Annotated in this window: 21 protein-coding genes; 12 read left to right on the top strand and 9 right to left on the bottom strand. The window is 67.1% G+C overall.

The features are described from left to right. Positions 1-8: 8 nt before the first annotated feature. The 7 genes from J5M67_RS20050 to gshB all read right to left on the bottom strand — a co-directional run bounded on the left by J5M67_RS20050 (position 9) and on the right by gshB (position 5,948). A complete protein-coding gene (locus tag J5M67_RS20050; protein WP_207887070.1) occupies positions 9-1,280 on the bottom strand; it encodes a dihydroorotase in 1,272 nt (423 codons plus the stop codon). Continuing rightward, entirely contained in the window at positions 1,277-2,281 is a 1,005-nt protein-coding gene (locus J5M67_RS20045; protein WP_207887069.1) for an aspartate carbamoyltransferase catalytic subunit, read from the bottom strand. The genes J5M67_RS20050 and J5M67_RS20045 overlap by 4 nt, the downstream gene beginning before the upstream one ends. A 45-nt stretch (positions 2,282-2,326) precedes the next feature. Further along, positions 2,327-2,839, bottom strand: coding sequence for a bifunctional pyr operon transcriptional regulator/uracil phosphoribosyltransferase PyrR (pyrR, locus tag J5M67_RS20040; RefSeq protein ID WP_207887068.1), 513 nt, complete (start codon positions 2,837-2,839; stop codon positions 2,327-2,329). A 118-nt stretch (positions 2,840-2,957) separates the two neighbouring features. Next, a complete protein-coding gene (ruvX, locus tag J5M67_RS20035) occupies positions 2,958-3,395 on the bottom strand; it encodes a Holliday junction resolvase RuvX (protein WP_207887101.1) in 438 nt (145 codons plus the stop codon). Beyond that, complete coding sequence (locus tag J5M67_RS20030) at positions 3,392-3,961, bottom strand: YqgE/AlgH family protein (protein ID WP_207887067.1); 570 nt, start codon at positions 3,959-3,961, stop codon at positions 3,392-3,394. The genes ruvX and J5M67_RS20030 overlap by 4 nt, the downstream gene beginning before the upstream one ends. Positions 3,962-4,037: 76 nt before the next feature. After that, complete coding sequence (locus J5M67_RS20025) at positions 4,038-4,931, bottom strand: energy transducer TonB (protein WP_207887066.1); 894 nt, start codon at positions 4,929-4,931, stop codon at positions 4,038-4,040. A 54-nt stretch (positions 4,932-4,985) separates the two neighbouring features. Then, positions 4,986-5,948 (bottom strand): glutathione synthase, encoded by a 963-nt coding sequence (gshB, locus tag J5M67_RS20020; protein WP_207887065.1) that lies wholly within the window; start codon positions 5,946-5,948, stop codon positions 4,986-4,988. Between the two features lie 270 nt (positions 5,949-6,218). On the opposite strand from gshB, the gene pilG reads away from it, so the two are divergent. The 10 genes from pilG (at position 6,219) to J5M67_RS19970 (ending at position 22,107) form a co-directional block, all read left to right on the top strand. Continuing rightward, positions 6,219-6,626 (top strand): twitching motility response regulator PilG, encoded by a 408-nt coding sequence (gene pilG, locus J5M67_RS20015; RefSeq protein WP_207887064.1) that lies wholly within the window; start codon positions 6,219-6,221, stop codon positions 6,624-6,626. A gap of 45 nt (positions 6,627-6,671) precedes the next feature. Further along, entirely contained in the window at positions 6,672-7,037 is a 366-nt protein-coding gene (pilH, locus tag J5M67_RS20010) for a twitching motility response regulator PilH (protein WP_207887063.1), read from the top strand. Positions 7,038-7,098: 61 nt separating this feature from the next. Beyond that, positions 7,099-7,635, top strand: a complete 537-nt coding sequence (locus tag J5M67_RS20005; protein WP_207887062.1) for a chemotaxis protein CheW — start codon at positions 7,099-7,101, stop codon at positions 7,633-7,635. A gap of 81 nt (positions 7,636-7,716) precedes the next feature. Next, positions 7,717-9,765: a methyl-accepting chemotaxis protein gene (locus J5M67_RS20000; protein WP_207887061.1), complete on the top strand. Its 2,049-nt coding sequence runs from the start codon at positions 7,717-7,719 to the stop codon at positions 9,763-9,765. A gap of 62 nt (positions 9,766-9,827) precedes the next feature. Then, positions 9,828-10,691 carry a CheR family methyltransferase gene (locus J5M67_RS19995; protein WP_207887060.1) on the top strand — a complete coding sequence of 288 codons (864 nt, stop codon included), beginning with the start codon at positions 9,828-9,830 and terminating at the stop codon, positions 10,689-10,691. 24 nt (positions 10,692-10,715) lie between these two features. Next, positions 10,716-19,076, top strand: a complete 8,361-nt coding sequence (locus tag J5M67_RS19990; RefSeq protein WP_207887059.1) for an Hpt domain-containing protein — start codon at positions 10,716-10,718, stop codon at positions 19,074-19,076. After that, positions 19,069-20,100, top strand: a complete 1,032-nt coding sequence (locus J5M67_RS19985) for a chemotaxis protein CheB (protein WP_207887058.1) — start codon at positions 19,069-19,071, stop codon at positions 20,098-20,100. Before J5M67_RS19990 ends, J5M67_RS19985 begins: the two co-directional genes overlap by 8 nt. Before the next feature lie 16 nt (positions 20,101-20,116). Further along, positions 20,117-20,617, top strand: a complete 501-nt coding sequence (locus tag J5M67_RS19980) for a chemotaxis protein CheW (RefSeq protein WP_207887057.1) — start codon at positions 20,117-20,119, stop codon at positions 20,615-20,617. Between the two features lie 6 nt (positions 20,618-20,623). Beyond that, the gene (locus tag J5M67_RS19975) at positions 20,624-21,421 is read left to right on the top strand and encodes an AraC family transcriptional regulator (RefSeq protein WP_207887056.1); all 798 of its coding nucleotides are present in this window, start codon (positions 20,624-20,626) and stop codon (positions 21,419-21,421) included. Between the two features lie 74 nt (positions 21,422-21,495). After that, on the top strand, positions 21,496-22,107 hold the full coding sequence (locus J5M67_RS19970) for a LysE family transporter (protein WP_207887055.1): 612 nt from the start codon (positions 21,496-21,498) through the stop codon (positions 22,105-22,107). A 273-nt stretch (positions 22,108-22,380) separates the two neighbouring features. Here J5M67_RS19970 and J5M67_RS19965 read toward each other — a convergent pair whose 3' ends face one another. Beyond that, positions 22,381-23,100, bottom strand: coding sequence for a 16S rRNA (uracil(1498)-N(3))-methyltransferase (locus J5M67_RS19965; RefSeq protein WP_207887054.1), 720 nt, complete (start codon positions 23,098-23,100; stop codon positions 22,381-22,383). Positions 23,101-23,164: 64 nt separating this feature from the next. Next, positions 23,165-24,568 carry an adenosylmethionine--8-amino-7-oxononanoate transaminase gene (locus tag J5M67_RS19960; protein WP_207887053.1) on the bottom strand — a complete coding sequence of 468 codons (1,404 nt, stop codon included), beginning with the start codon at positions 24,566-24,568 and terminating at the stop codon, positions 23,165-23,167. Positions 24,569-24,760: 192 nt separating this feature from the next. On the opposite strand from J5M67_RS19960, the gene J5M67_RS19955 reads away from it, so the two are divergent. After that, positions 24,761-26,239 (top strand): flavin monoamine oxidase family protein, encoded by a 1,479-nt coding sequence (locus tag J5M67_RS19955; RefSeq protein ID WP_207887052.1) that lies wholly within the window; start codon positions 24,761-24,763, stop codon positions 26,237-26,239. A gap of 177 nt (positions 26,240-26,416) precedes the next feature. Then, positions 26,417-26,971 (top strand): cytochrome b, encoded by a 555-nt coding sequence (locus J5M67_RS19950; protein ID WP_207887051.1) that lies wholly within the window; start codon positions 26,417-26,419, stop codon positions 26,969-26,971. Positions 26,972-26,995: the final 24 nt, after the last annotated feature.

Below are 26,995 nucleotides of genomic sequence, written 5' to 3'. Positions count from 1 at the left end.
GCGCTGCGTTACACCGCGTGGACGATATGCCCGTCCACCAGGGTACAGCGCACCACGCCCGGCAGGCAGTGGCCGAGGAACGGGCAGTTCTGGCCACGGGAGTGCCAGGTTTCGCCCGCCAGGGTCTGGCCGTCGGCTTCGAACAGCACTACGTCCGCTGCTGCACCTACTGCCAGTTTGCCGGCCGGCAGGCGCAGGGCGGCGGCGGGGCCGCTGGAGAGGCGCGCGAGCAGGGTGGGCAGATCGAGCAGGCCGTCCTGCACCAGGGTCATGGCCAGCGGCAGCAGCAGTTCGACGCTGCTGATGCCCGGGTCGGTGGCGGCGAACGGGGCGTTCTTGGCGTCCTGCTCGTGGGGCTGGTGGTGGCTGGCGATGGCCTGGATCACGCCGCTCTTCACCGCTTCGCGCAGGGCGTCGCGGTCCTTGCGCGAGCGCAGCGGCGGCTGCACGTGGTACAGGCTGGAGAAGTCCGCCAGCGCCTCGTCGGTGAGGATCAGCTGGTACAGCGCCACGTCGGCGGTAACCGGCAGGCCGCGGGCCTGGGCCTGGGCGATCAGCTCGACGCCACGGGCGCTGGTCAGCTGGCTGAAGTGCGCGCGTACGCCGGACTGCTCGACCAGCAGCAGGTTGCGGGCCAGGGCGACGGTCTCGGCGGTTTCCGGAATGCCGGCAAGGCCACGGAAGCTGGCGGTCGGGCCTTCGTGAGCGAGGCCGCCTTCGGCCAGGTCATGGTCCTGGGAGGTGAAGATCACGGTCAGGTCGAAGGTCGCCGCGTATTCCAGCGAGCGCAGCAGCACGCGGTTGCTCGCCATCGGCGCCAGGCCGTTGGTGAAGGCCACGCAGCCGGCGTCGCGCAGGGCGACCAGTTCGGACAGTTGCTCACCGGCCAGCCCCTTGGTCAGGGCGCCGATGGGGAAGACCTTGGCGTTGCCGGCCTCGCGGGCGCGGTCGAGGATCAGTTCGGCGACGGCGGAGGTGTCCAGCACCGGCTTGGTGTGCGGCGGGAAGCACAGGCTGGTCACGCCACCGGCGGCGGCAGCGCGGGTTTCGCTTTCGATGCTGCCCTTGCGGCTGTAGCCCGGCTCACGCAGGGCGACGCTCAGGTCCACCAGGCCGGGCGCGGCGATCAGGCCGGCGGCGTCGATTTCCTGGGCGGCGTGGAAGCCTTCGGGGGCGTCGCCAATGGCGACGATCTTGCCGGCCTCGATGTGCAGGTCGCAGACCTTGTCCAGGCCGCTGGCCGGGTCGATCAGGTGGGCGCCACGAATACTGACGGTCATTGCGCGTCCTCCTGTTCCAGCTGGCGTTGGGCGTTCTGGCCGCTCATGGCCATGGACAGCACGGCCATGCGGATGGCGATGCCGTAGGTGACCTGGTTGAGGATCACCGACTGTTCACCGTCGGCCACCGCGGAGTCGATCTCCACGCCGCGGTTGATCGGGCCGGGGTGCATGACGATGGCGTCGGGCTTGGCCAGCTTCAGGCGTTTCTGGGTCAGGCCGTAGAGCTTGAAGAATTCGCCTTCGCTGGGCAGCAGGCCGCCGGCCATGCGCTCGCGCTGCAGGCGCAGCATGATCACCACGTCGACGTCCTTCAGGCCTTCGTTGGCGTCGGTGTAGACCTTCACCCCGTACTGCTCTTCCAGACCCACCGGCAGCAGGGTGCGCGGGGCGATGACACGGATGTCCGGGCAGCCGAGGGTCTTCAGCGCCAGCATGTCCGAGCGGGCCACGCGCGAGTGCAGGATGTCGCCGACGATGGCCACCGAGAGCTTCTCGAAGTCGCCCTTGTGGCGGCGGATGGTGAGCATGTCGAGCATGCCCTGGGTCGGGTGGCCGTGGCGGCCGTCGCCGCCGTTGATCACGGCGACGTTGGGGCTGACGTGTTCGGCGATGAAGTGCGCGGCGCCCGAGTCGCTGTGGCGCACGACGAACATGTCGGCGGCCATGGCCTCGAGGTTGCGCAGGGTGTCGGTGAGCGTCTCGCCCTTGCTGGTCGAGGAGGTCGACACGTTCAGCGAGATGACGTCGGCGGACAGGCGCTGGGCGGCCAGTTCGAAGGTGGTGCGGGTGCGCGTGGAGTTCTCGAAGAACACGTTGCACACGGTCTTGCCGCGCAGCAGCGGGACTTTCTTCACCGCGCGGGCTCCGACCTCGAGGAAGGAGTCGGCGGTATCGAGGATTTCAGTCAGCAGTTCGCGGGACAACCCGTCGAGCGAGAGGAAGTGGCGCAGCTGGCCCAGGTCGTTGAGCTGCAGCGGGCGCTTGGCGTCGGTCGGCATGTGGCAGGCCCTGAAAGTAGAAGGTGGAGGTCCGGGCACGCGAAGTTACAGCGCGGTGCTGAGAAGCGTGCGCTCGAGGACGAGTGGTGCGGGACCGCGCAATTTTACCCGCTCGTTGGGGGCGAGCGACAGGGTTTCGCCGACCACATCCGGACGAATCGGCAGTTCGCGCTTGTTCAGGTCGACCAGGCAGACCAGGGTCACGCTGGCCGGGCGGCCGTAGTCGAACAGCTCGTTGAGCGCGGCACGGATGGTGCGACCGCTCATCAGCACGTCGTCCACCAGCACCAGGTGCTGGCCGTCGATCTCGAAGGGCAGCTCCGACGGACGGACCTGCGGGTGCAGGCCGCTGCGGGTGAAATCGTCGCGGTAGAAGGAAACGTCGAGGATGCCGAGGATTTCGTCGCTGCCCAGTTCCTTGAGCAGCGCCTGGGCGACCCAGATGCCGCCGGTATGGATGCCGACGAAGCGCGGCGAGTCGATGCCGCGCTGCGCCAGGTAGTTGCGCAGGTCGGTGGCCATGCGGGGGAGGAGTTCGGCGGGGCTGGGCAGGGTCATGACGTCTCCGGTTCGGTTGGCGAGGCCACCCGGCGCGGGCGGCCTTCGGGGCGGACCGTTCCGGGGCGGACTGGTCCGGCAAGCATAGTGGCTTTCGCTCTCCTGGCGCTGCCTCAGGTCAAACGGGGGCGTGCTCGGCCAGCCAGCCCTCCAGCAGCAGGGCGGCGGCCAGGGCGTCCACCGGGCGCTCTCGGTAGCCGTCGCGCTGGCCCTGGGCCAGGCGTTCGCCCTTGGCGGCGTAGGTGGTCAGGCGTTCGTCGTGGGTGTGCACCGGCAGGTTGTAGCGCCCGTGCAGGCGGCGGGCGAACTTCTCGGCGCGCTCGCTCATGTCGCTGGGGGTGCCGTCCATGTTCAGCGGCAGGCCGACGACGATGGCATCGGGTTGCCATTCCTTGATCAGGGCTTCCACGCGGTTCCAGTCCGGCACGCCGTTCTGCGCCTTGAGCACGCAGAGCTCGCGGGCCTGGCCGGTGATGGCCTGGCCGACAGCGACGCCGATCTGTTTGGTGCCGTAGTCGAAGCCCAGCAGCAGGCGCAGGGGTTTGCTCGACATCAGGCGTGCCCGGCCTGGGCGGTGAGCAGGCTGAGGTTGACCCCCAGGCGTTCGGCGGCGGCGGAGAGGCGCTGTTCGGCCGGAACCTCGAAGAGCACCGCCGGATCGGCGGGGCAGGTCAGCCAGGAATTGTCGGTCAGTTCCGCCTCCAGCTGACCGGCATCCCAGCCGGCGTAGCCGAGGGTGATCAGGTGCTGGGCCGGGCCGCTGCCATCGGCGATGGCGAACAGCACGTCCTGGGAGGTGGACAGCGACAGCTCGCCCAGTTCCAGGGTGGCCTGGTAGCTGCGTCCGGCCGGGTGCAGGACGAAGCCGCGGTCGGTCTGCACCGGGCCGCCGTTGTAGATGACCATGCCCTGGCAGCGTGCCGGCGGCAGTTCGTCCGGACGCAGTTGTTCGAGCACGTCGGAGAGGCTCAGGCCGCTGGGGCGGTTGATGATCAGGCCCATGGCACCCTGCTCGTTGTGTTCGACGATGTAGGTGACGGTCTGGGCAAAGTTGGGGTCCGCCATGTGCGGCATGGCGATCAGGAAGTGGTGCTTGAGCGAACTTGCGGCTGTGCTTTTCATGCCAGCTAGTTTCAGGCCTGGAGCGTCAGGGGACAAGCCTTGAAAACGCCACCGCGTGCCGCCAGGCACGACAGCTTCAGCGGCTGGACAGGCGGTCGCCGCGTTCGAAGCGCCAGGTGCGGATGATTTCCAGGCGGTCGATGTCGTTCAGGTCGCCCGAGAAGGGCGCGAACGGCGCGGCCAGGCGCACGATGCGCTGGGCGGCCTGGTCGAGGGTGGGCTGGCCGGAGGACTCCAGCACCTGCACTTCATAGAGGGAGCCGTCGCGGTTGATCGACACCAGCAGGCGCAGGCTGCCGTAGATGCGCTGGCGGCGGGCCTCGTCGGGGTAGTTGAGGTTGCCGATGCGCTCGATCTTCTTGCGCCACTCTTCCTTATACCAGGCGCCCTTGTCGCGCATGGTCGAGGCGGCGCTCAGGCGGTGGATGCGCGGGCGCTTGGCGTAGGCCTGCTGCTCGCGGGCGAGGTCGGCTTCGAGGCTGGAAATCTGCGCGGACAGCTGGCTGGAGTCGAACTGCGGCGCGGGCTTGGCGACGGTCTCCGCCTTGGGCGTCTGCGGCTTGGCCTGGACCTTGTCCGGGCGCGGGCTGCGGGTGCTGACCGCGGTCTTGGGCGCTTCCGGGCTCTTGGCCTGCTTCGGGGTGGCCGGCGGCGCGACCTTCTTCACCTCGGTGTCCTGGAACGGCGCCTGCTCGGTGGTCTTGGGGATCGCCTTGTGTTCCAGGGTGCCGCTGCCCTGCTGGTGCATCTGGGCGAGGTAGTCGGCCTTCTCGGGCGCTTTCTCGCTCTTGAAGCTGGCCAGGGTGATTTCCAGGGTTTTGCTCAGCATGCTGGGCATGGGCATGGTGAAGCCCACGCCGAGCAGGATGGCCACGTGCACGATGGCCGCAACGAACAGGGTGAAACCCAGCCGGTCCGCCGGGCGGACGCCGGAGGACACGGGGAAGTCGGAATGGGTTGCAGCGTTCATTGCGGGTCACTAGGCCAAAGTGGGCGAAAGTCTGCCCACGGGGCTTATAAAAGTCTATGACGCACTGCGCGCCTTGAGCTTTTCGTCGATGACTGCCATCAGCCTCTCGCCGATACGGGTGTCGTAGGCGGCGTCGATCTCGCGGATGCAGGTCGGGCTGGTGACGTTGATCTCGGTGAGGTTCTCGCCGATCACGTCCAGGCCGACGAACAGCAGGCCGCGCTTGCGCAGTTCCGGGCCGACCTGCGCGGCGATCCAGCGGTCGCGCTCGGACAGCGGCTGGGCCACGCCACGGCCGCCGGCGGCCAGGTTGCCGCGGGTCTCGCCCTGCGCCGGGATGCGCGCCAGGCAGTATTCCACCGGCTCGCCGTCGATCATCAGGATGCGCTTGTCGCCGTCCTTGATGGCCGGCAGGTAGCGCTGCGCCATCACCTGCTCCTGGCCGTGACGGGTCAGGGTCTCGAGGATCACCGAGAGGTTCGGGTCGCCTTCGCGGTGGCGGAAGATCATCGAGCCGCCCATGCCGTCCAGGGGTTTGAGAATGATGTCACGATGCTCGGCGGCGAACTCGCGCAGAATATCGGACCGGCGGCTCACCACCGTCGGCGGCGAGCACTGCGGGAAGAGGGTGGCGAAGTACTTCTCGTTGCAGTCGCGCAGGCTCTGCGGCTTGTTGACCACCAGGGTGCCGGCGGTCTCGGCCTGTTCCAGCAGGTAGGTGGAGTAGACGAATTCGTTATCGAAGGGCGGGTCCTTGCGCATCAGGATCACATCCAGCTCCGACAAGGGCTGGTCGACTTCGGCGTCCAGTTCGAACCAGTGGGCCGGATCGTAGAAGACCTTCAGGGGACGCATGCGGCCACGGGCCACGTTCTCCTTCTGGTAAAGATCCTGCTGTTCCATATAGAACAGCTCCCAGCCACGGGCCTGGGCTGCCAGAAGCATGGCCAGCGAGCTGTCCTTCTTGAAATTGATCTGCGCGATGGGGTCCATCACGATCCCGAGGCGTACGCTCATGGGATGTCCTCCTGAGGACGGGTGAAGGTGCTGAGGAGCACCGTCGAAAAGGCTGAAAAAGGACGTTCAGGGTGGCGCTGGATGTGCGCTCGGTCAAGGAAAAAGCCTGCGCGTTCCGGGTCTTATGGCCTGAATTTGCTGGGCGTGGTAAAGATTCTGACGATTGTGGTAAAAGGTTCCCACGATTGGGTCGCAGCCCGACGGTGGCAGGGCGCACGCGCACTGAAATAAAAAGTGGAAAAACGACTCACCGAGACGGTAAGGGCGAACATGGAACAGCATTCCGACGGTTTGAAAGTGATGGTGATCGACGACTCCAAGACGATTCGTCGCACCGCCGAAACCCTGCTGAAGAAAGTCGGCTGCGATGTCATTACGGCCATCGACGGTTTCGACGCTCTGGCCAAGATTGCCGATACCCATCCCAGCATCATCTTCGTCGACATCATGATGCCCCGCCTGGATGGTTATCAGACCTGCGCCCTGATCAAGAACAACAGTGCCTTCAAATCCACCCCGGTGATCATGCTGTCCTCCAAGGACGGCCTGTTCGACAAGGCCAAGGGTCGCATCGTCGGTTCCGACCAGTACCTCACCAAGCCCTTCAGCAAGGAAGAGCTGCTGGGTGCGATCAAGACCCATGTGCCTGACTTTACCCCGGTGGAGCAAGCTTCCTGAAGTCCGGCCCAGCGCCGGTGACGCCTTTTCCGTATGGGGACCCCAATGGCTCGAATTCTGATTGTTGATGACTCGCCGACCGAGATGTACAAGCTGACCGCGATGCTGGAAAAGCATTCGCATCAGGTGCTGAAGGCCGAAAATGGCGCCGACGGCGTGGCCCTGGCCCGCCAGGAGAAGCCGGACGTCGTCCTGATGGACATCGTCATGCCCGGCCTGAACGGTTTCCAGGCGACCCGTCAACTGTCCAAGGACCCGGAAACCAGCGGTATTCCGGTGATCATCGTCACCACCAAGGATCAGGAGACCGACAAGGTCTGGGGCAAGCGCCAGGGCGCGCGCGACTACCTGACCAAGCCGGTGGACGAAGAAACGCTGCTCAAGACCATCAATGCGGTGCTGGCCGGCTGAAGCCGGTCCGCATGCGCTGAAGTCTTCAAGAACATAATTATTAGAGAAGGCCAGGGCCGGCATGGCGGAAGTCCAGAGTCCTTTCGAGGTTCTCGTCCAGATCGATCAGCGCTGTCGTCTGCTGGCCGCGGGCCTGCCTGCGCAGCGCGAAGTGGCGCAGAGCTGGAACGGGATTGGCTTTCGCATGGCCGGGCGCCTGTTCGTGGCACCCATGGGGGAGGTCGGCGAGGTTCTTCATGAGCCGCGCTACACACAGCTGCCGGGTGTCCGTGACTGGGTGAAGGGGGTCGCCAACGTGCGCGGTCGCCTGTTGCCGATCATGGACCTGTGCGGCTTCCTCGGCGCGGAGCTGTCGCCTCTGCGCAAACAGCGGCGCGTGCTGGTGGTGGAACACCAGGAAGTCTTCGCCGGCCTCATCGTCGATGAGGTGTTCGGCATGCAGCACTTCCCGGTGGAAACCTTCAGCGAGCAGCTGCCGCCCCTCGAAGCGGTCCTGCAACCCTTTATTCATGGCGTCTTCAATCGAGAACAGCCCTGGTTGGTGTTCAGCCCGCATGCGCTGGCGCAGCACCCGGCGTTCCTCGAAGTCGCCAGCTAGATTTTACCGGTTGGGCTGGTTCGCCAGCCCTTGTTGTGACATGGAAACCGTAAGCGTTGGGGGTCCAGGCGGGGGCCGTATATGAAAAAAATCAAGGCAGGCAGTCTCTTTTCGGGCACGCGTAGCAGCTCGCTGATCCTCGGACTCTTCGTGGTCCTGATCGTGGCGATCGTCTTGTTGTTCGCCAACTTCGCTTACCTCAACACCCAGGCGGACCATGACAAGCAGTACATCGGCCACGCCGGTGAGCTGCGCGTGCTGTCCCAGCGCATCGCCAAGAACGCCACCGAAGCGGCGGCGGGCAAGGGCGAGGCGTTCAAGCTGCTGAAAGAAGCGCGCAACGACTTCGAGAAGCGCTGGAACATCCTGGTCAAGGGTGACGAAACCACCGGCCTGCCGCCGAGCCCGGCCTCCGTGCAACCGCAGATGGCGGAAGTGCAGAAGGACTGGGACGTCCTGCGCAAGAACACCGACTCCATCCTGGCCAGCGAGCAGACCGTACTGTCCCTGCACCAGGTGGCCGCGACCCTCGCCGAGACCATCCCGCAGCTGCAGGTGGAGTACGAAGAGGTCGTCGACATCCTGCTGGAGAACGGCGCCCCGGCCGACCAGGTCGCGGTCGCCCAGCGCCAGTCGCTGCTGGCCGAACGTATCCTCGGCTCGGTGAACAAGGTGCTTGCCGGTGACGAGAACTCCGTCCAGGCCGCCGACAGCTTCGGCCGCGACGCCAGCCTGTTCGGTCGCGTGCTCAAGGGCATGAAGGAAGGCAACGCGGCGATGAGCATCTCCAAGGTGACCAACGCCGAAGCGGTGGACCGCCTCAACGAGATTTCCGAACTCTTCGAATTCGTATCCGGTTCGGTGGACGAGATCCTCGAGACCTCGCCGGAACTGTTCCAGGTCCGTGAAGCGGCCAACACCATCTTCGGCGGTTCGCAGACCCTGCTGGAGAAGGCCTCGACCCTGGCTACCGGCTTCGAGAACCTGGCCGAGGGCCGTGTCTTCAACAAGGTCGCCAGCGCCATGCTGGGTGTGATCGTGCTGGGCGCGATCATCCTCATCGGCCTGGTGATGGTGCGCGAGACCAACCGCCGGCTGGCCGAGACCGCCGAGAAGAACGACCGTAACCAGGCGGCGATTCTGCGACTGCTCGACGAGATCGCCGACCTCGCCGACGGTGACCTGACGGTGGCCGCGACCGTGACCGAGGACTTCACCGGTGCGATCGCGGACTCCATCAACTACTCCATCGACCAGCTCCGCGAGCTGGTGGAAACCATCAACCTGACCGCCGTGCAGGTGGCCGCCGCCGCCCAGGAAACCCAGGCCACCGCCATGCACCTGGCCGAGGCTTCCGAGCACCAGGCCCAGGAAATCGCCGGCGCCTCCGCCGCGATCAACGAAATGGCCGTGTCCATTGACCAGGTATCGGCGAACGCCTCCGAGTCCTCGGCGGTAGCGGAACGTTCCGTAGCCATCGCCAACAAGGGCAACGAAGTGGTGCACAACACCATCACCGGCATGGACAACATCCGTGAGCAGATCCAGGACACCTCGAAGCGGATCAAGCGCCTCGGTGAATCGTCCCAGGAGATCGGTGACATCGTAAGCCTCATTAACGACATTGCCGACCAGACCAACATCCTCGCCCTGAACGCCGCGATCCAGGCGTCCATGGCGGGCGACGCGGGCCGAGGCTTTGCGGTGGTAGCGGACGAAGTACAGCGCCTGGCGGAACGTTCCTCCGCGGCGACCAAGCAGATCGAGGCGCTGGTGAAGACCATTCAGACCGACACCAACGAAGCGGTGATCTCGATGGAACAGACCACCTCCGAGGTGGTGCGCGGTGCCCGTCTGGCGCAGGACGCCGGTGTGGCCCTGGAAGAGATCGAGAAGGTATCCAAGACCCTGGCGGCCCTGATCCAGAACATTTCCAACGCCGCCCGTCAGCAGGCGTCCTCCGCCGGCCACATTTCCAACACCATGAACGTGATCCAGGAGATCACCTCGCAGACCTCCGCCGGTACCACCGCCACCGCGCGCAGCATTGGTAACCTGGCGAAGATGGCGAGTGAAATGCGCAATTCCGTATCCGGCTTCAAACTGCCGGACCTTGCGGAACAGGCCTGAGCAGAGGAGGTGCGCTGCTCATTGCCGGGTAGCGCACGACAGTCTTGAGCGAGGGGCGCGACATGCAGGCAAGTGGCGTCTGGTCGTTGCAGCCGTTGGCCGACATGTCGGCCGCGGAATTCCGCGACTGGCAGGCACTGTTGGAAGACCGTACCGGCGTTGTCGTCAACGAACAGCGCCGCGCCTTCCTGCAGACCAGCCTGGGCGCACGCATGCGCGAACTGGGCATCAGCGACTACGGCAGCTACTTCCGGCAGGTCACCGATGGCCCGCGCGGCGCGGTGGAATGGTCGAACCTGCTGGACCGCCTCACCGTTCAGGAAACCCGTTTCTTTCGCCACAAGCCCTCCTTCGACCTGCTCGGGCGCTACCTGCGCCGGCGCGTCGAAGAGGTTGGTCAGGACCGGCCGCTGGCCTTGTGGAGCGTGGGCTGCTCCAGCGGCGAGGAGCCATACTCCCTGGCCATGGTCGCCATGCAGACCATGGAGGCCGCAGGGCTCGCGCCGTTGTTCGGCGTGACCGGGACCGACATCAGCCTTAGCGCCCTGAGCCGGGCGCGCGCGGCGGTGTATGCGGCACGCAAGCTGGATGAGTTCGACCCCGCCTTGACCGAGCGCTTCTTCAGCGTGCAGGCCGACGGGCGTTATCAGGTGATACCGAGTCTGGCCGAGCGCGTCTGCTGCGCCCGGCTGAATGTGCTGGAACTGGCCCAGGCGCCAATGTCCGGCATGGATGTGATCTTTTGCCAGAACCTGCTGATCTACTTCCGCCGCTGGCGGCGGCGGGAAATCCTCAATCGCCTGGCCGAGCGGCTGGCGCCGGGGGGGCTGTTGGTGGTCGGTGTCGGCGAGGTGGTGGATTGGCACCATCCGCTGCTCGAACCGGTTGCCGACGAGCACGTTCTGGCCTTTACCCGGAAGGGGTGACACAGACACATGAGTGGAGTGGCTATGGGTGATCGGCACGATTATGTCGCCCTGGAATGGGTGAAAGGCGAGATTGCCGAAACGCTCAAGCAGGCGCGACAGGCGCTCGAATCCTACGTCGAGAATCCCCAGGACCCGACGCGGATGGGCTTTTGCCTGGCCTATATCCATCAGGTGCGGGGCACCCTGCAGATGGTGGAGTTCTACGGCGCGGCATTGCTCGCCGAAGAAATGGAGCACCTGACCCAGGCATTGATCGACCAGCGCGTCACCCGCCAGGGCGAGGCCCTGGAAGTGCTGATGCAGGCCATCCTGCAGCTGCCGGTCTACCTGGACCGCATCCAGAGCGCCCGCCGCGACCTGCCGATGGTCGTGCTGCCGCTGCTCAACGACCTGCGCACCGCCCGCGGCGAGAAGCTGCTGTCGGAAACCAGCCTGTTCTCCCCCGACCTCTCCCGCACGGCGGCTGCGCTGTCGAGCGATGCCCTGGCGCGCCTGCGCACCGCCGAGTTCACGGCGCTGCTGCGCAAGCTGCGGCAGATGCTCCAGGTCGCCCTGGTGGGCGTTATCCGTAATCAGGACCTGCCGACCAACCTGGGCTACATGGCGCGCGTCTTCGCCCGTCTGGAGTCCGTGTGCAAGGACGCGCCGCTGGGCCGCCTGTGGGTGATCGCCTCGGCCATCGTCGAAGGACTGGCCAACGGCAGCATCGCCAACGGCACCTCCATGCGCAACCTGCTGCGCCAGGTGGACCGCGAGTTCAAGCGCCTGGTCGACCAGGGCGCCGACGCGATGAACCAGCCGGCGCCGGATGAGCTGATCAAGAACCTGCTGTTCTACGTGGCCAAGGCCTCCGAGCAGTCGCCGCGTGTGCGCGCGGTGAAGGACGAGTACCGCCTGGACGACGCCCTGCCCGGCGCGGCGGTGGTCGACGAGGAACGTGCCCGCCTGGCCGGCCCGGACCGCGACGCCATGCGCTCGGTGGTCGGCGCGCTGTGCGAGGAGCTGGTGCGGGTCAAGGACAGCCTCGACCTCTTCGTGCGCAGCGACCGCAGCGCCATCGGCGAGCTGGAAAGCCTGCTGGCGCCGCTCAAGCAGATCGCCGATACCCTGGCGGTGCTGGGCTTCGGCCAGCCGCGCAAGGTCATCCTCGACCAGATCGAGGTGGTCGGCGCCCTGGCGCGCGGCCAGCGCAAGCCGGACGATGCGACCCTGATGGACGTGGCCGGCGCGCTGCTCTACGTCGAAGCGACCCTGGCCGGCATGGTCGGCCCGAGCGAAGCGCCGGGCAGCGAGGAAAGCCGCCTGCCGACCACCGATGTCGAGCAGATCCACCAGGTGGTGATCAAGGAGGCCCGCAATGGCCTGGAGCTGGCCAAGGACGCGATCATCGAGTTCATTGCCTCGCAGTGGAACCACGAGCACCTGGCCCGCGTGCCGGAGCTGCTGACGCAAGTGCGCGGCGGTCTGGCGATGATCTCCCAGGAGCGTGCGGCGAAGCTGCTGGAGTCCTGCAATCGCTACATCCAGGAGCAACTGCTGGTGCGCCAGGCCGTGCCGGACTGGCACAGTCTCGACACCCTGGCCGACGCCATGACCAGCGTCGAGTACTACCTCGAGCGCCTGTCCGAGGACCAGGGCAGCCAGGGCGACCTGATTCTCGACGTGGCCGAGGAGAGCCTGGAAAGCCTGGGCTACTCCCTCAAGCCTCGTCCGTCGATCCTCGATGCCGCCGAGCCGCCGGCTCCGGCACCGCTGGACAATCCGCTGGATGAAATCGACGTGCTCGCCAGCGCGGCCCTGGCGGCCGACCTGGCCGTCGAGCCGGCGCCGCAGGAGGCGCCGAGCGCCCCGCTGGAAGCACTTGAAGAACCGGTAGAAGAACTGCCCGTCGCCCCTGTGGACGATTTCAGTGCCTTGGTATCCGACGAATCGAGTCTCGGCGAACCCCAGGCCGAAGCGCCGGCCTTCGAGCCGCTGCAGCTCGACAGCGAACTGCCGGCTGCCGAGCCGGTGGCCGATCTGGGCGCCTGGTCGCTGGATGAGCCTGAGGCAACCTTGCCGGCCGAACCTGCCGACTTGAGCCTGGAAGCATCCGAGGAGGCCCAGCCCCAAGAGCCGGCCTGGACGCTGGACGATGTCGTCGAGCCCGTGACCCCGGAAGAGAATCTCTGGGAAACGCTCGACCTGAGCGCCGAGCCCGCCCAGCCCGAACCGAGCGGGTCGCTTGAGCCTGTTGGCGAAAGCGCCCCCGTCGAAGAAGAGGACTGGCTGAGCAACGACCTGAGCCTGTCGCCGACCGAGCCGGCGGCACCGCTGGTCCTGGACGAGCTCCCGGCTATGCCTGAGCCGACCTCGGCTGCACCGGTAGACGAGCTGAGCTGGGACATCGCCGAGTTACCCGTCGCCGAGCCGCCTGCCGCTGAGCAAGCGCTGGTCAGCGATGACAACTGGACCCTGGGCGAGTTGTCCGAGACGCCGGCCCTGGCCGACGGCGTCGACCTGAGCCTTGAGGCGCCGCTGGCGCCGGACGAACTCCCCGCCGTCACCGAGCCGGCTCCGACCGCTTCTGCGGATGAGCTGAGCTGGGACATCTCCGAGCTGCCCACCGCCGAGCTGCCTGCCGCTGAGCAAGCGCTGGTGAGCGACGACAACTGGCCCCTCGGCGAGCTGCCGGAAACGCCCGCCCTGGCCGAAGGCGTCGACCTGAGCCTGGACGCGCCGCTGGCTCTGGACGAGCTCCCGGGCACCCTGGAGTCGGTTGCGGCCGCTTCCACCGCGCCGGCGAACGAACTGAACTGGGATGTCGAGCTGCCCGCCACCGAGCCGCCTGTCGCCGAGCAAGCGCTGGTGAGTGACGACAACTGGACCCTGGTCGAGCTGTCCGAGACGCCCGCCCTGGCCGAGGGCGTTGACCTGAGCCTGGATGCGCCGCTGGCGCTGGACGAACTCCCCGCCGCCATCGAGCCGACCCCGGCTGCGCCAATCGACCTGGCGGACGAACTGAGCTGGGATGTCGAGCTGCCCGCCGCTGAACAGCCGCTGGTGAGCGACGACAACTGGACCCTGGGCGAGCTGTCCGAGACACCCGCCTTGGCCGAAGGCATCGATTTCAGCCTGGATGCGCCGCTGGAGCTGGAAACCCTGGCCGCCGACAGCGCCGATGAACCCCTCGCTCCGGCAGAAGGCTGGAACGAGCTGGATATCGCCGACCTCGACCTGCCGGAAGTCGAGCTGCCGGGACCGCCTCGCGTGACGGAAGCAGCCGCCGAACCGATCGCCAAGCCGATGTCCATCGCCGAGGTGATGGCCACGCCGACCCAGGCCATCAATCCGCCCGCGCAGGACGTGCCGCCGAGCCTGCTGCCGCCGCCGGCCGACGAAGAGCCGATGGATGACGAGCTGCGCGAAGTCTTCATCGAAGAAGCCGCCGAGGTGCTGGAAACCATTGGCGAACACCTGCCGGCCTGGCTGGCGAACGCCGACGAGCGCGACGCGCTGAGCGAAATCCGCCGCGCCTTCCACACCCTCAAGGGCAGCGGCCGGATGATCCGCGCGCTGATCATCGGCGAGCTGGCCTGGTCCATCGAGAACCTGCTCAACCGCGTGCTCGACCGCAGCATCACCACCACGCCGGCCGTGCACCAGGTCGTGCAGGACGTGGTCGCGCTGATGCCGGAGCTGGTCGAGGAATTCGCCGCCAATGCCCAGCGCCAGCGCGACGATGTCGACCGCCTGGCCGCCACCGCCCACGCCCTGGCCAAGGGACAGCCGGTGCCGCCGCCCGGCGGCGGACAGCCCGAATCCGCCGCTGACGCCAGCGTCGAGGAAGCGAGCGCGCCGGTTGCGTCGAGCAGCATCGAGGCCGAGGGTGAAAGCCTCGACCCACAGCTGCTGGAAATCTTCCGCAACGAGGCGGAAACCCATCTGGAAACCCTGGTCGGCTTCCTCGCCGACTGCGCACAACAACTGCCGCAGCCGGTGACCGACGACCTGCAGCGCGCCCTGCACACCCTCAAGGGCAGCGCGCACATGGCCGGCATCCTGCCGATCGCCGAAATCGCCACGCCGCTCGAACGGCTGATGAAGGAGTTCAAGACCAACCTGTTGCAGATCGACCTGCGCGAGGCGGAGCTGCTGCACGGCGCCGAGCGTCTGTTCCGTGTCGGTCTGGAGCAGTTGGTGGAAGGTCGCCCGCTGGCGCCCATCGACGGCAGCGCCGAACTGCTGGCACGCATCGCCCAACTGCACCAGGAGCGCCTGGAGGCCGCCGAGGCCAAGCGTCGCGGCGAGAGCGGCGAGGGCAGCGGCAGCGATCCACAGCTGATCGGCGTGTTCCTCGCCGAGGGCATGGACATCCTGCTGGACGCCGAGGACCTGCTGCGGCGCTGGCGCGAACACCCGCAGGAGCGCCAGGAGCTGGGCGCCCTGCACGACGAACTGGAAACCCTCAGCCGCGGTGCGCAAATGGCCGAGCTGCCGCAGATGGCCGAGCTGGCCGACGCGCTGCTGGCGGTCTATGGCGCGGTGCAGCAGGGGCGGCTGGAGGTGGGCGAGGCCTTCTTCAGCGCCGCCGAAGAGGCCCATGAAGCGCTGATCGGGATGATGGACCAGGTGGCCGCGGCACTGCAGGTCAGTGCACGCCCGGAACAGGTCGAAGCGCTGCGCCGCCTGCTGGACTTGGTGACCGAGCCGGGCGAGTCGGAAGAAGACTTCGTCGACCTGGAGAGCCTGACCGCCGACGACTTCCCCGCCGAAGACGAGGAATTCCTCCTCGACACCCGGCCAGTGGCCGAGGAAGACCTGCCCGACGGCCTGAGCTGGCCGCCGCGTAATGACAGCGCCGAGCAGGCGCAGCGCGCCGATGACGACGAAGTCATCACCGCTGCCGACCCGCGCCCGCACCTTGCGCCGCAGCATCCGCCGCAGGCACTGGACGAGGAAATGGTCGCGATCTTCCTCGAAGAGGCGGTGGACATCCTGGACAACGCCGGCCAGGCGCTGGACAAGTGGCTGAAATCGCCCGAGGCCCTGGCGCCCCTGTCGACGCTGCAGCGCGACCTGCACACCCTCAAGGGTGGCGCGCGCATGGCCGAGATTCGCGAGATCGGCGACCTGTCCCATGAGCTCGAATCGCTTTACGAAGGGCTGGTGGATCATCGCTTCCAGCACAGCCCCGCGCTGGGCGACCTGCTGCGCACCTGCCACGACCGCTTGGCGACCCAGCTCGACCAGTTGCAGGCCGGCCAGGCCCTGAGCGATCCGACCGACCTGGTGCAGACCATTCGCACCTTTCGGCAGAATCCCTCCGCCGGGCTGAGCGCCCTGCTGGCCGAGGTTCCGCTCGAAGCGGACGCCGAGGCGGAGCAGCAGCCGGTGGCGCCGGAGATCGCACTGGAACTGCCCGCCGAGCCCGAGCTGGAGACCGAAGCCGAACAGGCGCCCGCGCTGCCGGAAGTCGACCTGCAGTCCTTCCTCGACGAGGCCGTGGCGCAAAGCGTCGAAGTCCCGCAGGAGACTGCCCCCGAGCCGGTTGCCGGGGCTGGCTACGAACTGGACGACGAGCACGACCAGGAGCTGGTGGAAATCTTCCTCGAGGAAGGTTTCGACATCCTCGAAAGCTCCTCCGGTGCCTTGCAGCGCTGGATGGAAAACGTCGACAACAGCGTCGAACTGGAGGCTTTGCAGCGGGATCTGCACACCCTCAAGGGCGGCGCGCGGATGGCCGAGATCCGCCCCATCGGCGATCTCGCCCACGAACTGGAATTCCTCTACGAAGGCCTCTGCGGCGGGCGCCTGCGCGCCAGCCCCACGCTCTTCGAACTGCTGCAGCGTTGCCACGACCGTCTCGCCGAGATGCTCGAGGCCGTCCAGGGGCACCGTCGGATACCGGAGGGCGACTCGTTGATCGAGGCGATCCGCCGATTTCGCGCGAACCCCGACGAGCAACTGAGCATCCCCAGCAGTGTCAGCCTGCAGGCGCTGAGCGCCGAGCCGAGCCTGCCGGAGGGTCCGGAAGCGGACATCCTCGACATCTTCCTCGAAGAAGCCGACGACCTCCTCGACGCCATGGAGCAGGCCCTGGGTCGCTGGGACGCCGAGCGCGAGAACGGTGCGCTGGACGAGCTGCTGCGCATCCTCCACACCCTCAAGGGCGGTGCGCGCCTGGCCGGCCAGGCTGGCCTGGGCGACCTGGCCCACGACCTCGAACAGCATCTGTCCGAGGCCCAGCAGCAGGGCGCGCCCTGGCCGGAAAGCCTGTTGCTGGACGTGCAGTCCGGCTTCGAAGGGTTGCAGTCCGAAGTCGATCAGCTGCGCCAGCACCTGGGCGACACCGACGAGGTGGCCGCCGTCGAGCCGGCGCCGCTTGCGCCCGAAGCGCCGCTCCCGCCGGCCCTGCCGAGCGTGCTGCCGGAGGCGATCATGGCCGCCACCGTGCCGCAGCGCGTCGAGGCGCCGGTGGTGCTGCCGTTCGTCCGTCGCGCCCAGGAGGCCGCCCAGGACGCGGCAGCCCGCCGTGCGCCGCAGGAACTGGTGAAAGTCCCCGCGCAGTTGCTGGAAGGCCTGGTCAACCTCGCCGGTGAGACCTCCATCTTCCGGGGCCGCGTGGAGCAGCAGGTGAGCGACGTCGGTTCGACCCTGACGGAAATGGAAGCCACCATCGAGCGTGTGCGCGACCAGCTGCGCCGCCTCGACACCGAGACCCAGGCGCAGATCCTCTCGCGCCACCAGGCCGACGCCGAGCGCGCCGGCTACGAAGACTTCGACCCGCTGGAAATGGACCGCTACTCGCAGCTGCAGCAGCTCTCTCGCGCGCTGTTCGAGTCCGCGTCCGACCTGTTCGACCTGAAGGAAACCCTGGCCGCGAAGAATCGCGACGCCGAGACCCTGCTGCTGCAACAGGCGCGGGTCAACACCGAGCTGCAGGAAGGCCTGATGCGCACCCGCATGGTGCCCTTCGACCGCCTGGTGCCGCGCCTGCGCCGGATCGTCCGGCAAGTGGCGAACGAGCTGGGCAAGCAGGTGGAGTTCGTGGTCAGCAACGCCGAAGGCGAAATGGACCGTACCGTGCTCGAACGCATCGTCGCGCCGCTGGAGCACATGCTGCGCAACGCGGTGGACCACGGCATCGAGTCCGGCGAGTTGCGCCGCCAGGCCGGCAAGCCGGAAGTCGGCACCATCCGCCTGACCCTCGGCCGCGAGGGTGGCGACATCCTCCTGACCCTGGGCGACGACGGTGGCGGCATCCGCCTCGACGCGGTTCGGCGCAAGGCCATCGAGCGTGGCCTGATGACCGAGGACAGCGACCTGACCGACCACGAGGTGCTGCAGTTCATCCTCGAGGCCGGCTTCAGCACCGCCGAGAAGATCACCCAGATTTCCGGCCGTGGCGTCGGCATGGACGTCGCCGCGTCCGAAGTGAAGCAGCTGGGCGGCTCCATCAGCATCCACTCGACGCTGGGCGAGGGCACGCACTTCAACATCCGCCTGCCGTTCACCGTATCGGTGAACCGTGCACTGATGGTGCTTTCCGGCGAAGACCTGTACGCCCTGCCGCTGAACACCATCGAAGGCATCGTGCGGGTTTCCCCCTTCGAGCTGGAGGCGCTCTACGAGCAGGCCGCGGCCGAGGGCGGCGCCTCGCCGCGCTTCGAATACGCAGGCCAGGACTACGAACTGAAGTACCTGGGCGACCTGCTCAACAACGGCCAGCACCCGAAGCTGGTAGGCCAGTCGCTGCCGCTGCCGGTGATCCTGGTGCGCTCGGCGGACCACGCCGTGGCGGTGCAGGTCGACGCCCTGGCGGGCTCCCGCGAAATCGTGGTGAAGGGCCTCGGCGCGCAGTTCGCCGGGGTGGCCGGCATCTCCGGCGCGACCATCCTCGGTGACGGCCGCGTGGTGGTGATTCTCGACCTGCTGGCGACCATCCGGGTACGCCATGCCCACGCCCTGCAGGCGCAGCCGCGCCGTCAGCTGGCCGGCCCGGCGGTGGCGGAAGTCGAGCACCAGCGCCCGACCCTGGTCATGGTGGTGGACGACTCGGTGACCGTGCGCAAGGTCACCAGCCGCCTGCTGGAGCGCAACGGCATGAACGTGCTCACCGCCAAGGACGGGGTGGACGCCATCGCCCAGTTGCAGGACCACAAGCCCGACATCATGCTGCTGGACATCGAGATGCCGCGCATGGACGGCTTCGAAGTGGCGACCCTGGTGCGCCACGACGAACAACTCAAGGACCTGCCGATCATCATGATCACCTCGCGTACCGGTGAGAAACACCGCGACCGCGCCCTGGCGATCGGCGTCAACCAGTACCTGGGCAAGCCGTACCAGGAGACTGAACTGCTGGAGAGCATCCTGAGCCTGGTGAAGACCCATGTCTGAGCAGAGTACGCCGCGCATCGCGGTCATCGCCGATACCTCCCTGCAACGCCACGTGCTGGCGCAGGCCCTGGCCGGCCACGGCTACCAGGTGGTGCTCAACGCCGACCCGGCGCGCCTGGACGGCGAGCAGCTGGACGCCTGCGAGACCGACCTTTGGCTGGTGGACCTGGCGCAGCAGGAGGACTCGCCCCTGGTGGACAACCTGCTGGAGCAGTCGCGGATTCCCGTGCTGTTCGGCGAGGGCCATGCGCCGGAGCGGCATTCCGAACATTACCCGCGCTGGGAGCGGCGGCTGGTGTCCAAGCTGCGCAAGCTGGTGGGGGACCCCAGCGCCGGCGTCGGCCGCAGCCTCGCGGCGCTGCTCGACGAAGCGCAGCGGCCGACCCGCGTAACGCTGCCCGACGACTTGGCTGCCTCCCCGCTGAAAGCCGGCGAGCCGGCCTCGCAGGTCTGGCTGCTGGCGGCCTCGATGGGCGGCCCGGCGGCGGTCAAGGCCTTCCTCGACGCGCTGCCCGGTGCCCTGCCGGTCGGCTTCCTCTACGCCCAGCACATCGACCCGGCGTTCGAGGCCAGCCTGCCCCAGGCGGTCGGCCGGCACAGCCAGTGGCATGTGAATACCGTGCGCGACGGCGACCCGGTGCGTTGCGGCGAAGTGGTGGTGGTGCCGATCAGCCAGGAGCTGGGCTTCGACGACGAAGCGCGGATGCGCGTCCTCGACCGTCCCTGGCCGGAGCCGTACAGCCCCTCGGTCGACCAGATGATGCTCAACCTGGCCCAGCAGTATGGCGAGCGTTGCGGCGTGATCGTCTTCAGCGGCATGTGCAGCGACGGCAGCGCGGCGGCGGCCTACGTGCGCCGGCAGGGCGCGGAAATCTGGACCCAGCGCGCCGAAAGCTGTGCCTGTTCGAGCATGCCCGACAGCCTGCGCGAGGGCGGCTACAGCACGCTGACCGCCGACCCGCGCGAGCTCGCGGCGGCGCTGGTCAACCATCTGGCCGCGCAATGCGTGGCCGAAGTGACGTGAAAGCTGGAGTGGTGCGATGAGTGATCTTTCCGTGGTCAAGGAAGGCGGCCAACCCGCCGCGGCGGCCAACACCGCGCCGGCGAGCCTGACCGGCCTGCTGGTGCCGCTGGCCGACCGCAACCTGCTGCTGCCCAACGTGGCGGTGGCCGAGCTGATCACCTACCGCGCGCCGCATCCGGTGGATGGCCTGCCGTCCTGGTACCTGGGCCAGGTGGCCTGGCGCGACCTGCGCCTGCCGCTGCTGTCCTTCGAGGCGGCCTCCGGCGGCCAGACCGAAGTCAGCGCCGGTGCCCGGGTGCTGGTGCTCAACGCCCTTGGCGGGCGCGCCAACGTCAAGTTCCTGGCCTTGCTGGTACAGGGGATTCCGCGCTCGCTGAAGATCGGCGCCGACCTCAAGCGCGCCGACGTGCCGCTGGCGCCGCTGGAGCTGGACGCGGTAGACCTGGGCGACGAGCAGGCGCGCATTCCCGACCTGGTCGCGCTGGAACAGAAGCTGGCCGACTCCGGCCTGATCTGATTCGTTATGGGCGGCCTGCGACTCGCGCAGCTGGGCGATGAGCCCGGCTTCGAGGTGGCCAGCGCCGTGCTCGGCGGTCACTCTTTCGAGCGCCACAGCCACGATGAATTCGTCATCAGCGCCAACCTGCGCGGCGAGGAGCGCGTGTGGCTGGACGGCCGCACCTTCGACGCCGGCCCCGGCGCCATCACCAGCTACAACCCCGGTCAGATCCAGGGCGGTGGTGTCGCCGAAGGGCAACCCTGGCAGTTCGTCAGCCTTTACCTCGCGCCCGATCAGTTGGCCGCGATGCTCGGCCTGCGGTGCCTGGAGTTCGAGCGTCCCACGGAGCGGCTTCCCGCCCTGGCCGGTGCCCTGGCCGACGCCGTCGAGCGTGTGCTGGGTGAGGACGCTTTCGTTCGCCAGCGCGGCGAGGAGCGCCTGACGCTGCTGCTGGCCGAGATCGCCCGTGCCATGGGCGTGCGTCTGCCGCGGGAAAGCGCCGAGAGTCGTGGGCGCATCACCGATCTTCAGGAGTGGCTGGCCGCCGACCTGGCGCGACAACCCGGCCTCGACGAGATGGCGGCCTATCTCGGGCTGTCGAGATTCCACCTGCTGCGCAGCTTCCAGAAGCAGGTGGGTCTGAGTCCCCGGCAGTGGGCGATGCAGCTGCGCACCCGCCGTGCCCAGGCGTTGCTGCGCGCGAGCCTGCCGGCCACCGAGGTTGCGCACGAACTGGGCTTCGCCGACCAGAGCCATCTGAACCGGCATTTCCGCGCGGCCTATGGCGTGTCGCCGGGAAACTTCCAGCGCGCGCTGCGCTGAGCAATCCGGTTCAAGTGCGGCGGCCGTTGCCCGGGCAAACTCGTGCAATCGCCATCCTGTTCGAGAGCTGATCCATGACCCTGTTCTTCGCCGCGCTGCTGTTCGGCATCGTCTTCTGCCTGTCCCCCGGTGCCGTGCTGGCCGAAACCCTGCGCCGTGGCCTGAAGGGCGGCTTCCGCCCGGCGCTGCTGGTGCAGTTCGGCTCGCTGATCGGCGATGCGGTGTGGGCGCTGATCGGCCTGACCGGGTTGGCGCTGCTGCTGGGCCACGAGACCCTGCGCCTGCCGCTGACCCTGGCGAGCGCGGCCTATCTCGCCTGGCTGGGTGTGCAGAGCCTGCGCGATGCCCGTCGCGTCGGTGTGGTGGAGGAGGGCGAAAGCGCTGAGCACAACGCCGGGGCTTTCGCTTCCGGGGCGATGCTGTCGTTGTCGAATCCGAAGAACATCGTCTACTGGGGCGCGCTCGGCGGCGCGATGGCCGGGTTGGTGGACGGCGTACCGACGCTACGCGACTCGCTGGTGTTCTTCGCCGGGTTCATGACCGCGTCGGTGCTGTGCTGCTTCTTCTGCGCGGCGCTGGTGGACTGGCTGCGGCGCAATGCTTCGCCGAGATGGCATCGGGTGAGCCATGGGTTGTGCGGGGTGGTGTTGCTGGTGCTGGCGGGGTTGGCGTTGCGGGGGATTTGAATCGCCGTGTGTTTCTGCGCTGGGTGGTTCGCGAGCAAGCTCGCTCCTACAACTTGCCGGTAAGCACTGCAGCTCTTCGTAGGAGCGAGCTTGCTCGCGAACCTGCATTGCATCAGCGTTGCCGGTATCCCTCACCCTAGCCCTCTCCCAGAGGGAGAGGGGACCGTTCGGAGCAGGAAGGAACCACCCCTTCAGCCGGCACGATCTGCTCCCTCTCCCTTCGGGAGAGGGTTGGGGTGAGGGGAATTCGGGCTGGCGCCGGAGTCTCGCGCCTTAGAAATCACCCCAAAGCTGCTGCGCCACGCTCAGAGCAACCACCGGAGCGGTCTCGGTGCGCAATACCCGCGGCCCCAGTCGCGCCGCATGGAAACCAGCGCCCTTGGCCTGCTCCACTTCCGCATCGCTCAAGCCACCTTCCGGCCCGATCAGGAAAGCCAGGCTTGCCGGCTTGTCATGGCTGGTCAGCGGTTCGGCCACCGGGTGCAGCACCAGCTTGAGCTGCGCCTCGCAGCTCTCCAGCCATTCGGCGAGGGTGACCGGCGCGTTGAGCACCGGCAGCACCGAGCGGCCGCATTGCTCGCAGGCGCTGATCGCCACCTGGCGCCAGTGGGCCATGCGCTTGTCGGCGCGTTCGTCCTTCAGGCGTACTTCGCAGCGCTCGCTGACGATCGGGGTGATCTGGCTGGCGCCCAGTTCGGTGGCCTTCTGGATCGCCCAGTCCATGCGCTCGCCGCGGGACAGGCCCTGGCCCAGGTGCACGCGCAGCGGCGATTCGGCCTGGCCGTCGAAGACTTCGCGCAGTTCCACGCGGACGTTCTTCTTGCCCACTTCGATCAGTTCGCCCAGGTATTCGCGGCCCGAGCCGTCGAACAGCTGCACGGCGTCGCCGGCCGTATGGCGCAGCACGCGGCCGATGTAGTGGGCCTGGGCTTCGGGCAGCTCGTGCTGGCCGAGGGAGAGCGGGGCGTCGATGAAGAAGCGGGAAAGGCGCATGGCGATGTCGAACTGAAGGGGAAAGCGGCAAGCTTAAAGCTTTCGGCCTGCCGCTTGTAGCCGATCAGCCCGGATCGCGATGCTCGGGGAAGCGTTCGCTGACCGCCACGCTCACGCTGTCGCGGGTGGCGAGGTCGATGCCTTCGCTGGCGACCTCGGCGAGGAAGTCGATCTGCTCGGGAGTGATGATGTACGGCGGCAGGAAGTACACCACGCTGCCCAGCGGGCGCAGCAGCGCGCCGCGCGTAAGACCATGCTGGAAGACCTTCAGGCCGCGGCGCTCCTGCCAGGGGTAGGCGGTTCTGGTCGCCTTGTCCTGGACCATCTCGATGGCGAGGATCATGCCGGTCTGGCGGATTTCCGAGACGTGCGGGTGGTCGGCCAGGTGCGCGGTGGCGCTGGCCATTTTCGCCGCCAGGGCCTTGTTGGCTTCGATGACGTTGTCCTGTTCGAAGATGTCCAGGGTCGCCAGGGCGGCGGCGCAGGCCAGCGGGTTGCCGGTGTAGGTGTGCGAGTGGAGGAAGGCGCGCAGGGTGGTGTAGTCGTCGTAGAAGGCCTGGTAGACCTTGTCGGTGGTGAGCACCGCGCTCATCGCCAGATAGCCGCCGGTCAGCGCCTTGGACAGCACCAGGAAGTCCGGGGTGATGCCGGCCTGCTCGCAGGCGAACATCGTACCGGTGCGGCCGAAGCCGACGGCGATTTCGTCGTGGATCAGGTGCACGCCGTAGCGGTCGCAGGCCTCGCGCAGCAGCTTGAGGTACACCGGGTGGTACATGCGCATGCCGCCGGCGCCCTGCACCAGCGGCTCGACGATAACTGCTGCGACTTCTTTATGGTGCTGCTCCAGCGCCTGCTCCATGGCGGCGAACATCGTCCGCGAATGCTCTTCCCAGCTCACGCCATCGGGGCGCAGGTAGCAGTCGGGGGTCGGCACCTTGATGGTATCCATCAGCAGCGACTTGTAGGTCTCGGTGAACAGCGCCACGTCGCCCACCGACATCGCCGCCACGGTTTCGCCGTGGTAGCTGTTGGTCAGGGTAATGAAGCGCTTCTTCTCCGGCTGGCCGAGGTTGTGCCAGTAGTGGTAGCTCATCTTCAGCGCCACTTCGATGCCGGCCGAGCCGCTGTCGGCGTAGAACACCCGGGAGAAACCGGCCGGCGCCAGGCGCAGCAGGCGCTCGGACAGCTCGATGACCGGCTGGTGGCTGAAACCGGCGAGGATCACGTGTTCCAGCTGGTCCACCTGGTCCTTGATGCGCTGGTTGATGCGCGGGTTGGCGTGGCCGAAGACGTTGACCCACCAGGAGCTGACCGCGTCCAGGTAGCGCTTGCCTTCGAAGTCCTCCAGCCAGATGCCTTCGCCCCGGCGGATGGGGATCACCGGCAGGCGTTCGTGGTCTTTCATCTGGGTGCAGGGGTGCCACAGCACCTGGAGATCACGCTGCATCCACTCGGCATTCAGGCCCATGGGCTGTTCCTCAAAAATGATGGCGAGTCTTACTGTCGACTCGCCCGGATCGGGCAAGCCTATTCAATGCACTTGAGATGAACAAGGACACGTCCTACGACACATGCTGCAGCTCGCCGACCAAGACAGCTATTCGGTTTTCGGGCGCTCACGTATGCTTCGCGCCTTTGCACTTTTCTGGGGATCTGGTCGATGAAGATGGGATGGCTGCGCGCGGCTGCGCTGGTCGCTCTGGGGGCGTTCAGCGCGGTGGCGCTGGGCAAGGACAAACAACCGACGGCCATCGTGATCGGCGGCGGTCTCGCCGGCCTTTCCTCGGCCTACGAGCTGCAACAGGCCGGCTGGCAGGTCACCCTGCTCGAAGCCAAGCCGCAGGTGGGCGGCCGTTCGGGGCTGGCCACCAGCGAGTGGATCGGCAACACCAAGGTACAGCCGACCCTCAATGGCTACCTGGATACCCTGAAGGTGAAATCGGTGCCGGCACCGGACTTCGTCCGTACCCCGAGCTACCTGATCGACGGTGTCTACTACAGCAGCGCCGACCTCAAGGAGAAGATGCCGGCCGTGGCCGCCGATCTCGAGCGCTTCGAGAAATCGCTGGACGACCTCTCGGCGTCCATCGACGATCCGCTCAACCCGCTGGCGACCAAGACCACCCAGGCCCTGGACGCGCTGACGGTCGCCCGCTGGCTGGACAAGCTGAACCTGTCGCCGACTGCGCGCCTGCTGGTCAACCAGCGCATCCGGTCCCGCTACGAGGAGCCTTCGCGCCTGTCGCTGCTGTTCCTCGCCCAGCAGGGCCGCGTCTATCGCAACGTCGATGACCGCGACATGCGTGCGGCGCGCCTGCCCGGCGGCAGCCAGGCGCTGGCCGAGGCCTTCGCCAAGCAGCTCAAGACCATCAAGACCAACGCCAAGGTCACCGGCATCACCCAGGACAAGGATGGCGTGACCGTCAAGGTCGGTGCCACGGGCTATTCCGCCGATTACGTGGTGCTGACCGTTCCGCTCGCGGCTGTCGGCAAGATCCCGATGACCCCGGGCCTGAGTGCACAGCAGCAGTCTTCGATTGCCAACATGCCGTATGCCTGGCGCGACCAGATCCTGATGAAGTTCAAGCGCCCGGTATGGGACGACAAGACCCGTCTGTCCGGCGAGATCTTCAGCGACCAGGGCCTGGGCATGATCTGGGTGGAGCCCGCGGTCAAGGGCGGCGCCAACGTGCTGATCAACCTGTCCGGCGACAACGCCCGCGTGATGCAGGCCTTCGGCGACCGCCAGGTGCTGGAGCAGGTGCTGATCCGCATGAACAAGTACTACCCGAAGATGCGCGGCGCCTACAACGGCTATGAAATGCGCCGCTACAGCACCGATGCGGGCACCGCCGGCTCCTACGTCACTTATGGACCGGGCGATGTCAGCAGCTTCTGGCGCGTCTGGGAGCGTCCGGTTGGCCGTGTGGCGTTTGCCGGCGAGCACACCGATGCGCTCTATCCGGGCACCATCGAAGGCGCACTGCGCAGCGGCAAGCGCGCGGCGAGCCAGGTGCGCGATCTGCAGGCCGGCAAGACCCCGGTCGTGGAAACCAAGGCGGCCACTCCGGGTTCGAGCAGCAAGCCCGGCGACGCCAAGGGCGAGAAGAAGGGCATCCTGTCCTGGCTGCCGTTCTGATCGGAAGTGTTTCATCCACAATGCCGGCGAAAGCCGGCATTGTCGTTTTCGGGCTCTGGCACGCCCGTTTCACCGGCGATCTATCTTGTGTGTCGATGTTTCAAAGCAGGATTTTCCGCTTTTATTCGATGGATTTGCCGCTAGTCTTGGTCCTCCGTTTTTCAAGGATGTCGATCGATGCAATGGCGTAATTCCCCCTCCCGCTACGGACTGGTCAGCCTGTTCCTGCACTGGGGCAGTGCGCTGGTGGTCTTCGGCCTGTTCGGCCTGGGCCTGTGGATGCGCGAGCTGGACTACTACGACAGTTGGTACCACCGCGCTCCGGAAATCCACAAAGGCATCGGCATCCTGCTGCTCATCGCGCTGTTCCTGCGCCTGCTCTGGCGCTTCGTCAGCCCGCCGCCGCCGGCCCCGGCCAGCCACGGCCAGCTGACCCGCCAGGCGACCAGGCTGGGCCACCTCGCCCTGTATGTCCTGTTGTTCGCCGCAATGATCGCCGGCTACCTGATCTCCACCGCCGAAGGTAAGCCGATCAGCGTGTTCGGCTGGTTCGACGTGCCCGCCACCCTGAGCGGGCTGCCCGACCAGGCCGATGTCGCGGGCGTCATCCACCTGTACCTGGCCTGGGCGCTGGTGGTGCTGGCCGTGCTGCACGCTCTGGCGGCCCTCAAACATCACTTCATCGATCGCGACGCCACGCTGACCCGCATGCTCGGCCGCGCCGCGAAGTAAAAACCTCACTCATAGGGAGATTGT

Source organism: Pseudomonas sp. 30_B, from assembly GCF_017491605.1.
GTDB lineage: Bacteria > Pseudomonadota > Gammaproteobacteria > Pseudomonadales > Pseudomonadaceae > Pseudomonas.
The sequence above is the reverse complement of the archived record's forward strand: the minus strand, read 5'-3'. Positions and strand labels throughout refer to the sequence as shown.

Coding starts and splice junctions, on each gene's coding strand:
- J5M67_RS19960 (WP_207887053.1), bottom strand. CDS start 24,568: ATGGGCCTGAATGCCGAGTGGATGCAGCGTGATCTCCAGGTGCTGTGG.
- J5M67_RS19990 (WP_207887059.1), top strand. CDS start 10,716: ATGGGTGATCGGCACGATTATGTCGCCCTGGAATGGGTGAAAGGCGAG.
- J5M67_RS19975 (WP_207887056.1), top strand. CDS start 20,624: ATGGGCGGCCTGCGACTCGCGCAGCTGGGCGATGAGCCCGGCTTCGAG.
- J5M67_RS19995 (WP_207887060.1), top strand. CDS start 9,828: ATGCAGGCAAGTGGCGTCTGGTCGTTGCAGCCGTTGGCCGACATGTCG.
- J5M67_RS19980 (WP_207887057.1), top strand. CDS start 20,117: ATGAGTGATCTTTCCGTGGTCAAGGAAGGCGGCCAACCCGCCGCGGCG.
- J5M67_RS20005 (WP_207887062.1), top strand. CDS start 7,099: ATGGCGGAAGTCCAGAGTCCTTTCGAGGTTCTCGTCCAGATCGATCAG.
- J5M67_RS19970 (WP_207887055.1), top strand. CDS start 21,496: ATGACCCTGTTCTTCGCCGCGCTGCTGTTCGGCATCGTCTTCTGCCTG.
- pyrR (WP_207887068.1), bottom strand. CDS start 2,839: ATGACCCTGCCCAGCCCCGCCGAACTCCTCCCCCGCATGGCCACCGAC.
- J5M67_RS19985 (WP_207887058.1), top strand. CDS start 19,069: ATGTCTGAGCAGAGTACGCCGCGCATCGCGGTCATCGCCGATACCTCC.
- J5M67_RS20030 (WP_207887067.1), bottom strand. CDS start 3,961: ATGAAAAGCACAGCCGCAAGTTCGCTCAAGCACCACTTCCTGATCGCC.
- gshB (WP_207887065.1), bottom strand. CDS start 5,948: ATGAGCGTACGCCTCGGGATCGTGATGGACCCCATCGCGCAGATCAAT.
- pilH (WP_207887063.1), top strand. CDS start 6,672: ATGGCTCGAATTCTGATTGTTGATGACTCGCCGACCGAGATGTACAAG.
- J5M67_RS20050 (WP_207887070.1), bottom strand. CDS start 1,280: ATGACCGTCAGTATTCGTGGCGCCCACCTGATCGACCCGGCCAGCGGC.
- J5M67_RS19950 (WP_207887051.1), top strand. CDS start 26,417: ATGCAATGGCGTAATTCCCCCTCCCGCTACGGACTGGTCAGCCTGTTC.
- J5M67_RS20045 (WP_207887069.1), bottom strand. CDS start 2,281: ATGCCGACCGACGCCAAGCGCCCGCTGCAGCTCAACGACCTGGGCCAG.
- J5M67_RS20025 (WP_207887066.1), bottom strand. CDS start 4,931: ATGAACGCTGCAACCCATTCCGACTTCCCCGTGTCCTCCGGCGTCCGC.
- pilG (WP_207887064.1), top strand. CDS start 6,219: ATGGAACAGCATTCCGACGGTTTGAAAGTGATGGTGATCGACGACTCC.
- J5M67_RS19965 (WP_207887054.1), bottom strand. CDS start 23,100: ATGCGCCTTTCCCGCTTCTTCATCGACGCCCCGCTCTCCCTCGGCCAG.
- J5M67_RS19955 (WP_207887052.1), top strand. CDS start 24,761: ATGAAGATGGGATGGCTGCGCGCGGCTGCGCTGGTCGCTCTGGGGGCG.
- J5M67_RS20000 (WP_207887061.1), top strand. CDS start 7,717: ATGAAAAAAATCAAGGCAGGCAGTCTCTTTTCGGGCACGCGTAGCAGC.